The organism is Flavobacterium cyanobacteriorum (genome assembly GCF_002251835.1).
GTDB lineage: Bacteria > Bacteroidota > Bacteroidia > Flavobacteriales > Flavobacteriaceae > Flavobacterium > Flavobacterium cyanobacteriorum.
In genome coordinates this window covers 1-10,925 of sequence record NZ_NOXV01000208.1, presented here as the reverse complement: position 1 = coordinate 10,925, position 10,925 = coordinate 1, and the positions used below count along the sequence as shown (strand labels likewise).

The window sequence follows — 10,925 nt, the reverse complement described above, 5'->3', positions numbered from 1 at the left end:
AAAACCGTCTCAAAATTTAAGTATTGAGACGGCTTCTTTTTTGTTTAGTAAATACTATGTTCTGACAATCTAAAAATCTGATAGTCTGATTATCTGAAAGAACATTCCAGTATATGGTCGTTCACCATTCCCGTGGCCTGCATGTGTGCATAAATAACGGTTGAGCCTACAAATTTAAATCCCCGTTTCTTCATGTCCTTGCTTATAGCATCAGAAAGGGGAGTAGTGGCAGGCACCTGGCTTAGTGATTCCGGTTTATTATCAACAGGCTTTCCATTCGTAAAGCCCCAAAAATATTTAGAGAAGGAGCCGGTTTCTTCCTGTACCTTTATAAAAGCCTGCGCATTGCTTACGGCAGCCAGGATTTTGAGCCTGTTACGAACAATTCCGGTATTTTGCAGTAATTCTTCAATCTTATCATCGTTGTAGGCAGCAATCTTTTTATAATCAAAGTTATCAAAAGCTTCAGCAAAGCTTTCGCGCTTCCTCAGTATGGTAATCCAGCTAAGGCCGGCCTGGAATGTTTCCAGCAGCAGGAACTCAAATAATGTTTCATCATCATATACCGGTTTTCCCCATTCCTCATCATGATAGCGCTCATAAAGCGGGTCGCCTTTGCACCAGCCGCATCTTACAATTTTATTCATTTTTGTGTATGTATTTGTCAATAAGTGCATGTGCCAGGTAAATAAGCGGGGTAAGCAGTATGGCAATGCCCAGCTTTACAAAATAGCCTGTAAGGCCTGATGATATGTAGGTTTGTGTATCCATTTGCCCTGTCATCCAAAAAGCTATCCCAAGGACTATAAAGCTATCAAAAAATTGCGAAATTACAGTGGAACCCGTACTGCGCAGCCAAAGCATTTTTTTGCCGGTGCGGTTCTTTACAAAATGGAAAATAGTTATATCTATAAGCTGTGAAACAAGGAACGCAGTTATACTGCCAATTATAATCCACATGCTTTGCCCGAATACGGCATTGAAGGCATTGTCCGCTACACCCATGCCGTTTACAGCAGGGATGTTAATTGCCAGGAGCAGCAACATGAAGCAATAAGCAATAAGCCCTGCGGTAATAAATGAGAGTTTGCGTACACCTTTTTCGCCAAAGTATTCATTGATGAGGTCGGTTGTCAGGAATACTACCGGCCAGGGCAAGATGCCCACGCTCATAGGGACACTGCCTACATAAATAAGCTTACCCCCGATAAGCTCTGCGACTATAGCATTTGTTATGAAAATCCCGGCCAGGATTATGTATAAGGTTTCTTTTTTGGTTTGTAGCATTGGCAACGTGAAAAAATCCAAATGTAAGACATTTTAGTATAAGCCGCAGCTGAACAAAGTATAAACTTGGTTACGTATTATATATTTATCAATCTTGGAATATTTTATTTACCTGCTTATAAAAAAATTTGGCTACAGTATAAATTTTAAATCACATTTAGCACATCAGGTGACTATTCAGCACGTGGTTATGTTTCCTTTTAATTTATTTTGTCATACTTTATATTCACATAAATGGTTATTTCAATAATACGATTTGGATGTTCACTAATTATTGATTTTAAGGGGGCCCATTTATGTTATTTTCAGCCAGCCCGCTTAGGGCTGGTTTTTAAATGTGTAGATGCCAGCATTTAATTACAGTATCTTTAAAACATTCAAAAGTTATGGAAATATGGATATTTTTAGGGTCAAAACCTTATAGGGTTCGCTGAACGCTTTAAATCCTATGAGGATTATAAAAAATATTTATCTGAATTGAAATGGAATAATGGCTATTCTTGGTAGAAAATGTGGTCACAGTAAGTATCTAACCCAGGTAGCGGACTCGATAATGTATGTCAATTGTTATGGATAATGGTGTAAATTAATTTTGTTTTTATTTAGCATTCATAAAGTTTATTATGTTGCAATTTATTAGAACCCAATCTCTTAAAAGAGGATTTACTGTTAATTTAATCGTGTCAATATTTTTTGGTAATTTTAACAAACACTTTTTAATATGGTGCCAAAAGTACTGATTGTAGAGGATGAGTTAGTTATCGCGTTAGATATTCAAGAGACTTTAGAGGCAGAGGGCTATGAATCTGTAATGAATATTTCTTCCGTTGAAGAAGCGATTGAATATCTGGAACACCACACGATTGATTTAGTGATAATAGACATTAATCTGAAGAAAGATAAGGATGGTGTTTCATTAGGCATGTATTTATTAGAAAAAGACCAGATTCCTTTTATTTATTTAACTTCTTATTCTGATAAAGCTACCCTTGAGCGTGTTAAAGAATCCAGGCCTTATGGTTATATTGTAAAACCTTTTAAAACACAAGATTTAGTTACTACCGTCTCTATTGTGCTTAATAATTTTAAACACCGAAAAATTGATGTAGCCCGGCAATCCGGCGTAGCATTAGATTCAGAAATCCCATTTATCCTGAAAAAATGCATTACCTACATTCATGATAATATTGATGAAAAAATAGTACTGGAAGATTTAATTACGTTAACACGTTGGGGGAAACAGTATTTTATAAAGGTTTTTAAGGAATATCTGGGGTATACGCCCACGCAATACATCATTAAGCGTAAAATTGAAAAGGCGACATCCCTAATAGTCGAATCGGATATGCCAATCACACAAATTTCCTATGAACTTGGTTTTAAGAGCCATAGTAATTTCTCTAGTCATTTTAAACGTGAAACAGGGAAAAGCCCCGAAAATTATAGGAAGTGGATGTCTGTTAAGAACAAGTATTTATAGCCTTTCTTTAAGGGGTATATTATTTTCAGCAATTTAAACTCAGATTAAGCATCTGAGTAGTCTTTTTAGCACATACTTACTTTTTTCATATTCTACTTTTGACAGGTGAAATTCAGTAAGCTTATCCATTAGCTTTTATTTAATTGTCAAGGTATATGAAAAAAATTATTTTCTTATTCTTTCTCTTTCTCATATCTATTGTTAATGCGCAGGATGATGGTGAGTTGCCAGATCCGCCAGAGCCCGATGTACCCGAGGCCCCACTGCCCATGTTGCCTGTCTTGATGGCAGCGGGGGTCTGGTATGGGTTTTATTGCTGTAAAAAATATGTTAAACGTTAATATTTATGTTATGCGATATCTGGTGTGTATAATTGCTTATTTCTTAGGGTTCCATATAGTAAGCGGTCAGATGTATAATGGGGGTTCTATGTATATTCATGGCGGGACTTCTGTATATGTATCTTCCGGGGTTTACTATTTTGCTCCTGCAGGTGCAAGCACGGTAACAGCCAGGGGCACGGGTCCCGGTGTTCTTGCTTTTGGTCCCGGTGTTACCACTTCCGGAGCTTCTCCAACACATTTTGTTGACGGTTATGCCGCTACTTACGGTACGTCTGCTTTTGATTTACCGGTGGGCCAGGCGGGAATATTAGCTCCCGTACGGGTTGCTTCTTCTGCAAGTACAGAAACCCGTGCGGCCTACTTTTATACCTCTCCATCAGGTATTGGCGCTGCTCTTTCACCTGGCATCAATGCTGTTTCTTCTGTAGAATATTGGCATGTGGTTGGTAACCAGCCGGCTTTTGTATCTGTTTCATGGCGAAATACAAGTGATGTTTCATCATTGACAGGTGGAAATTTAAATCGTTTAACCATAGTGGGCTGGGATGGTAGTTCTTGGAACGAAATACCTTCTACAGTTGACGCAACATCCTTTACCGGAGGTGCCAGCACTTTAACTTCGGGTAGTATTTCCTCTAATGCGGCGGTTAATCTGTCCTTATATTCCTACTTCTCTTTAGGGTCAAAGAATCCGGTTTGCTATACTTTGGCAACCCCTTCAGGCTTGACCCGTACCTGGAATGGCAGTTGGGATGGGCCGGTCCCTACCTTGTCCGACGCTGTTGTCATTAACGCCCCCTATTCCGGTTCATTACAATGTAATTCCCTGGTGTTGAATGCTGACCTTATACTTTCTGATGGAGAAGTACTGGATGTTGTGTATGGTGTTACCGGAAGCGGAAAGGTAGTTATGTCCGGTGAAGCCAGCCTCGTACAACGTGATGACAGCGCGGCGGCACCATTAATACAGCTGACCAAAGTTACAAACCCTATGCGGCGGCTTGATTATGTTTTTTTGAGCAGCCCGGTAAATAGTATGTCGGTTTACATGGCTAACCTTACCAGCCCATTAACTACTGCGGTAAACGGTAACTTTGGCACTTATCCGGCATCTGCCTTTTTTTCATATCTGACATACAATGCGGCGGGTAACGCATATGTTGCTGCCAACGCAACTAACGTTCCCATAGGAAAAGGTTTGTCTGCTACGGTTGCTTCCCAAGCCCCCTATGCTACCAGTACCGCCCCGGGTACCTGGTTTACCGAGATGTACCCTGTGCATATACGGACAACCGGTACAACGAATAATGGGTTGGTTCCTGTTTCTGTTCCCGCCAATGGCTGGTTTTTTCTGGGAAATCCTTATCCCTGCGCTATAAGCGGGGAAAAACTATTGGATGCTGTTGGGACAACAATGCGTAAGACTCTTTACTATTGGACGCACACTACTCCACGTGCCTCGTGGAATAATTCGGGTTCAAACTACAATAATGCTGATTTCGCCACCTGGAATTATTCCGGGGGTGTGGCTGCCTGTGCCGGCTGTCAGGTACCTAATGGTAAAATAGCCTCCATGCAATCGGTACTGATGCGGAGTATAACCCCGGCAGCTACCACACTGAACCTGAACAACTGTTTGCGGGAGTTAACCGGCAATGATAATTTTTTCAGGCACGTCCCCTCTGACAGATACTGGTTAAATTTAACAGGCAGTAACGGTTCTTTTTGCCAGACTTTAATATCCTATTCTGCCGATGCCACGCTGGGTGAAGATTCAGGTTATGACAGTTTAAAACTGGGAGGGGCTACAACTTCTTCCTTGACATCCTTAATAGGAACCTCGCGATATGCTATCCAAACCCGCCCTTCATTTGAAATCGGCGATCAGGTTCCCCTACAAGTTGATCAGCCTTCTGCGGAAACGCTACAAATAAGTTTGGCTAACCATGAAGGCGTTTTTGCCGATGGTTCTGTTGTTATATATCTTTTTGATAGTTTATTGGGTATTTATCACAATTTATCTACGGGTGGGCCTTATACCTTTGTTCAGTCTGTTACTGCAGATGCTACCCGTTTTAGGATAGTTTATCAAACAGTTTTGTCTGTCCCTGATAATGAACTATCATCTAAAGTTGTAAGCTATATAAAAGATTCAGCATTATACGCGCAGTCTAATGAGTCCATAGAATCTATAGTCATTTTTGATTTAACCGGCCGTAAAGTGGTTGAGTACACAAATGTAAATGCTGCCATTTTTCAAAAACCCTTTCATCATGCACAGGGTGTTTATGTGGCCAAAATCAGATTATCATCCGGGGTAGTTGCCAACCGGAAACTTATGAATCAGTAAACATAAATTCTATGCGATACCTTTATTTGTTTTTTCTTTTTTTAAGTCACCATCATTGGGCACAAAAATCTGCTTTTCAAAAAGATTCTTTATATAACCGCTGGTCCTTTGAGGTGCTGGCCGGGCAAAACAAGGCCGTCCGTCCTTTTTCAGAAGGGTATTACTCTGCAAATCCGAACAATTATTTCAATTTTTCGGGTGTCAACCATTTCGATGCCGGCGTACGCTACATGTTTTCTGACCGCTTTGGGTTAAAACTCAGCGGCGGATATGATGTATTTACTGACGATGGGAGCAGTGGGTCACTGCCTTTTGAAACCAAGGCTTACAATCTAAGCCTGCAGGGGGTAGTAAACCTGGCGCGGATACTCAGGTTTGAAACATTTACCAAACGTATAGGGCTATTGGCCCATGGCGGCGTGCAGGTGGCAAAAATGTATGCAGACAATCCTGTGACAGGTTCCCTTAATGAAGATAACGGTGGTTTTATTCTTGGCTTAACCCCCCAGTTCCGTATTACGAAGTGGCTGGCGCTGACAGGCGATTTCTCAGCGGTGTCCAATGTGAGGCAGCATTTGAACTGGGACGGTTCCTATTCAGCTAAAAGCAATAACCTTACCGGACTGTTTTATCATACTTCCTTAGGCCTAAACTTTTACTTTGGCAACAAAGAAGCGCATGCCGACTGGTATGTTTCGGCGCAAAATATCAGTAATGTTGATGATGAGGCCCGTAAGCGCCTGGATGAAATTGAAACATTGATGAACGATACTGACAAAGACGGTGTGCCGGATTATCTGGACCAGGAAAATAATACCCCCGCCGGTGTAGCGGTGGATACAAGGGGCAAATACATAGACCTTAACAGGAATGGAGTCCCAGATGAACTGGAGCGTGAAAAAAGTAATATACGCATTGACCAAAATTATATTTCCGGGGAGGGTGGAAACTCTAACTACGCATCATCACAAGAAGTTCTGGCTGCCCTGATAGAAAAAGGTTACCTCAGCATTTATTTTAATATAAATAAGGACACCCCAAATTCGGGCTCTACCCATAACGTCATGCTTATTTATAAATACCTGCTGCAGCATCCTGAGGCAAAAATAAAACTGGTGGGTTATGCTGACCTTAGGGGTGATGAAGCTGCCAATGTTGACTTATCTCAACGCAGGGCACAGAAATTAAAGAATTTCTAAACGGCTGCCGGTATTGCTCCCGAGCGGATAAACATTGGCGGTCAGGGAGTGGACAGGACTTTCCCGGCTAATAATAAAGTTGGCCTTGATTTATCCCGGCGGGTAACAGTTGAAATTATAAAATAACATTTTAAACACTAAATTTATGAATAAACTATTATTTATTGTGATGCTGTTTGTTGGGCTCCACAGTTCGGCACAAGTGAAAATAGGAGATAATCCCACCACGGTGGGAACGAGTTCAGCTTTAGAGCTCGAGAGTACCAATAAAGCACTTGTAATAACCCGTGTAAGCAATACAGCAGCCATAACCAACCCTGTAAATGGTATGATCATTTATGATATCTCTTCCAATTGTATCAAGGCTTATGAGGACGGGGCTTGGACCAATTGTTTGAGCAACGGGTCCAACATTGAACCCTCAACAAATGGCACCGCTGTGGTGAGTTCCTATAACTGTGCAACGGGTTCTACGGGAACCTTGAGTGCGGGTGTAGCCGTGAGCGGCGTAACCCAAACCATCACAGCTGTGGTGACACAGCTGGGTACGTATTCATTGAATACCTTTGCTAATGGTGTGGTTTTCTCTGCTTCAGGTACATTTACAAGTTTGGGTTCACAAACCATTACACTAACGGCTATTGGAACTCCAGTAAATACTGGCAGCAATACGTTTACCTTAAATACCATACCGAACTGTTCTTTTGCACGCACTACACAGGGTAATCCTTCTTCGGGTGGAACGGCCATTGTTTCCGCCTACACGTGTTCGACTGCTTCTGCGGGTACCTTGGTAGCCGGAGTGGCTGTATCGGGCGTAACGCAAACTATTACCGCTACAGTGACTACCGTTGGCACCTATAATATCACGGCTACAGCCAATGGAGTTGTCTTTACAGGTACTGGTACTTTTGCCGGCACAGGCGCACAGACCATAGTGTTAATCGCAACGGGAACTCCTACAAACGCTGGCAGTAATTCGTTTATCTTAAACACTATACCAAATTGTAGTTTCAATAGAACAACAATTTCTGCTTCCTCAGGTGGAACTGCAGTAGTATCTGCTTATAACTGTTCTGGAACTGCTATTGGTACAATGACGGCAGGTACTGCAGTATCTGGCGTTACTCAGGTAATTACTGCAACAGTTGCAACGGTTGGAACTTATAGTATTTCGACCACTACCGCAAACGGGGTTACTTTTGCCGCTTCAGGTACATTTGCAGTAACTGGCTCTCAAAATATTACGCTTACTGCTACTGGAACCCCAACAACAGCTGGCATTAATACTTTTACAATAAATACTACACCAAATTGTAGTTTCACACGTTCAACAGGTGAAGTCTTTACCTCTACTGTATGTTCAACGTCAATAGGTACTTTTCCAAGTACTGTAACTGTTGGAAGCACAAGTGTTACTGTGAATAAGACCACTTCTACTGACAGTGGTTCGGGCTCAACTATCTCACAGTGTGGTATTTCTCCATCTGGTAGTTTTACTTCTTTATTCAATAATCAAAGTGCAACTTATACTTTTAGTGTGCCTTTAAAAAACGTTCAAATTTATGGAATAAACAATGAAAGCTCTGAAAATACAGAAGGTTATACTGTTACTGCAACTTTAGCTGGAGTAGCAGTACCGATACAATTAGTTCCATTTGGAGGTACTTGTACAGCTAATTTTACTTCAACTCAATCGGGTAATACAGGTAGTATTAATAATACAACTACTACAACTGGAGTAGGTTTAGTATTTAATGTTAGTTCAAGCAGTCAGTACGATACTATTACAATTACGCGTGTAGTTTCTCCAGGAGGTAACTGGCATGGTTTAATGTTTTGTAATGCTACTGCTGTTCCGTCAACTTCAAATGGTACAGCTGTAGTTTCCTCTTATGACTGTTCTACAGGTTCTACAGGTGCTTTAATAATTAATAGTGCTGTTTCTGGAGTAACTCAAACTATTACAGCAAATGTTACTACACCGGGTACTTACAACATTGCAACAAATCCGGTTAATGGGGTAACATTTGGAGCTTCTGGTACATTTGCTAATGCAGGAGCACAAACATTAGTATTAACGGCAACAGGAACGCCAACCGCTTTAGGCACCAATGCATTTACTTTAAACACTATACCAAACTGTAGTTTCAATAGAACAACAATTTCTGCTTCTTCAAATGGTACAGCTGTAGTGTCCGCTTATACCTGTAATACTGCCTCTGCAGGATCGTTGGTTAGGGGAACAACGGTTTCGGGCGTAACACAAACTATTACCGCTACAGTGACTACGGTTGGTACCTATAATATCACGGCTACTTCCAATGGAGTTGTCTTTACAGGTACCGGTACCTTTACTGGCACAGGCGCACAGACCATAGTGTTAACCGCAACGGGAACTCCTACAAACGCTGGCAGTAATTCTTTTACCTTAAACACTTCACCCAACTGTAGTTTTACTAGAACAGTTACTGATCCTACAAGTAACGGTACATCAGTAGTTTCATCATATAATTGCTCAGGAGTACAAACAGGTCGATTAGTCGTTGGTGTTCCTGCTAGTGGTGTTACAAAGGTCATTAATGCAACAGTAACGACAATTGGTTCTTATACTATATCTACTGCAGTTGTAAATGGTATTACTTGGAGTGCCTCTGGTTCATTCAGTTCTACTGGAGTGCAATCCGTAACTTTAACAGCAAGCGGAACCCCAACTGTTGCAGGAACAAATAACTACTCCCTTGCTACCACTCCGAATTGTACATTTAGTGCAGAATCATTCGCGCTTGATTATTTACTTGCATCATCGCCTACTGTCAGTTTATCCGCTGGTCAAACTGTCCCTTTTACTGCTTCTTCCAGCAGGGGGATTACTATTAGCTCCGGTGTAATAACCCTAAAAGCTGGAAAGAAGTACAGATTGTACGCGCAATTACGAACGAATCCCAATGTTACTTATCCAACAAATGACCGGTGGATGTCATATCGATTTGTGAATAGTTCCAACAACTCTATTTCAAATAATGGAAGGGTTGTTGCCGTAAATCATAGTTCATTTACCTCTGAAGTAGCCGCAGCAGGAATTTACACAGTAGGGAGTACTGATGAACAAATTAGAGTTATTGTCAATTCTGGTGGTGTTATTGCAAATACGTATAGTGATGCCTTTGGATCTTCAACTTTGATGATTGAAGAGATACCTACAACTCTCCATCACTTATATGCACAGGCTACTTCTAGCCAACTTGGAGGTAGCAACACTCAAATTAATTTTACTCAAGTAAATGCCTCGGGAGCATCCATTAGTGGAAGTAGTATTACTTTAAGGGCTGGAAAAACTTACAGGTTGTTTGCTCAAGTGGTTAATAGACAAGCAGCTGTTAATCAGCAATGGGTGTCTTACGAATTTAGAAATAGTTCAAATGTTAAGCTGCCAAACTCTTCAACTGGATTGTCAATGGGTGCTGGCAATTCTATTAGTTCGTCTAATTGTGTTCCAGCTATAGGTGTATATACGGTTGGTGCAACTGATGAAATAGTTACCTTGAGAATAGTAAATACAGAGGGAGATAAAGGAGAAGGGATTTATGCTGATACATCATTTAGTAGTAACGTTTTGATTGTAGATGAGTTACCTGTCGGAAGAGGTTATCTATTTGGTATTCAAAATACTGTACAATCCAACATTGCTAATACAAATACCATAACCTGGGCAAATGCAACTGGAGAGAATGGATTAAGTGTAAATACGGATACAATTACATTGCCTCAAAATGGTACTTACAGCTTGTTTGGGTCAATCAGACTTGATAGTGCTTCAGATATAAATTCTATGGGATATGTATGGACAAATACAAGTAATACTAGTTTTGGAAATATTGGTTTAGCAATGCCATCTAATAATAATAGTGGACAAGCAAATGTTTCTGCAACTGCCTTTTTTACTTCTTCAACTACTTCTTTTCAAGTACAAATGAGAGCTATTATTAGTAGTGGAACTAGAATTACAAAAACACCTAACAATGGAAATCCTGCTTTTCTAATTGTTAGATTAGATTAATTGTTTAGTTACCAAAATTTTATTAACTCTAGATTGTATTTTCAGTCTAGAGTTTTTATTTTTAAGTAAAAAACGAGATATGTCAAAAAGCATTTTTTTTTTAATATGCTTTCCATTCATTTGCTATTCTCAACAAATACATCATAAAAATGTATTTATAAAGTTGAAGTGGTTTAAACTTATTTGTTAAATAAAAAAGGGTTGA

At 40.4% G+C, this 10,925-nt stretch carries 7 protein-coding genes and 1 pseudogene; 6 read left to right on the top strand and 2 right to left on the bottom strand.

Annotation, left to right across the window (positions count from 1 at the left end; genetic code table 11):
- Window positions 1–89: 89 nt before the first annotated feature.
- Entirely contained in the window at window positions 90–647 is a 558-nt protein-coding gene (locus CHU92_RS04605) for a DNA-3-methyladenine glycosylase I (RefSeq protein ID WP_094413074.1), read from the bottom strand.
- On the bottom strand, window positions 640–1,287 hold the full coding sequence (locus CHU92_RS04600) for a queuosine precursor transporter (RefSeq protein ID WP_094413072.1): 648 nt from the start codon (window positions 1,285–1,287) through the stop codon (window positions 640–642). The genes CHU92_RS04605 and CHU92_RS04600 overlap by 8 nt, the downstream gene beginning before the upstream one ends.
- Before the next feature lie 420 nt (window positions 1,288–1,707).
- On the opposite strand from CHU92_RS04600, the pseudogene CHU92_RS16075 reads away from it, so the two are divergent.
- The 6 genes and pseudogenes from CHU92_RS16075 to CHU92_RS04575 all read left to right on the top strand — a co-directional run.
- A pseudogene (locus tag CHU92_RS16075) lies at window positions 1,708–1,807 on the top strand (IS1595 family transposase); the annotation flags it as partial.
- A 201-nt stretch (window positions 1,808–2,008) separates the two neighbouring features.
- Complete coding sequence (locus tag CHU92_RS04595) at window positions 2,009–2,767, top strand: response regulator transcription factor (RefSeq protein WP_094413070.1); 759 nt, start codon at window positions 2,009–2,011, stop codon at window positions 2,765–2,767.
- 155 nt (window positions 2,768–2,922) lie between these two features.
- Window positions 2,923–3,108 (top strand): hypothetical protein, encoded by a 186-nt coding sequence (locus CHU92_RS04590; protein WP_094413068.1) that lies wholly within the window; start codon window positions 2,923–2,925, stop codon window positions 3,106–3,108.
- A gap of 10 nt (window positions 3,109–3,118) precedes the next feature.
- Window positions 3,119–5,461, top strand: coding sequence for a T9SS type A sorting domain-containing protein (locus CHU92_RS04585; RefSeq protein WP_129583009.1), 2,343 nt, complete (start codon window positions 3,119–3,121; stop codon window positions 5,459–5,461).
- 11 nt (window positions 5,462–5,472) lie between these two features.
- Complete coding sequence (locus CHU92_RS04580; protein ID WP_094413064.1) at window positions 5,473–6,660, top strand: OmpA family protein; 1,188 nt, start codon at window positions 5,473–5,475, stop codon at window positions 6,658–6,660.
- A gap of 145 nt (window positions 6,661–6,805) precedes the next feature.
- Window positions 6,806–10,720, top strand: coding sequence for a beta strand repeat-containing protein (locus CHU92_RS04575; RefSeq protein ID WP_129583008.1), 3,915 nt, complete (start codon window positions 6,806–6,808; stop codon window positions 10,718–10,720).
- Window positions 10,721–10,925: the final 205 nt, after the last annotated feature.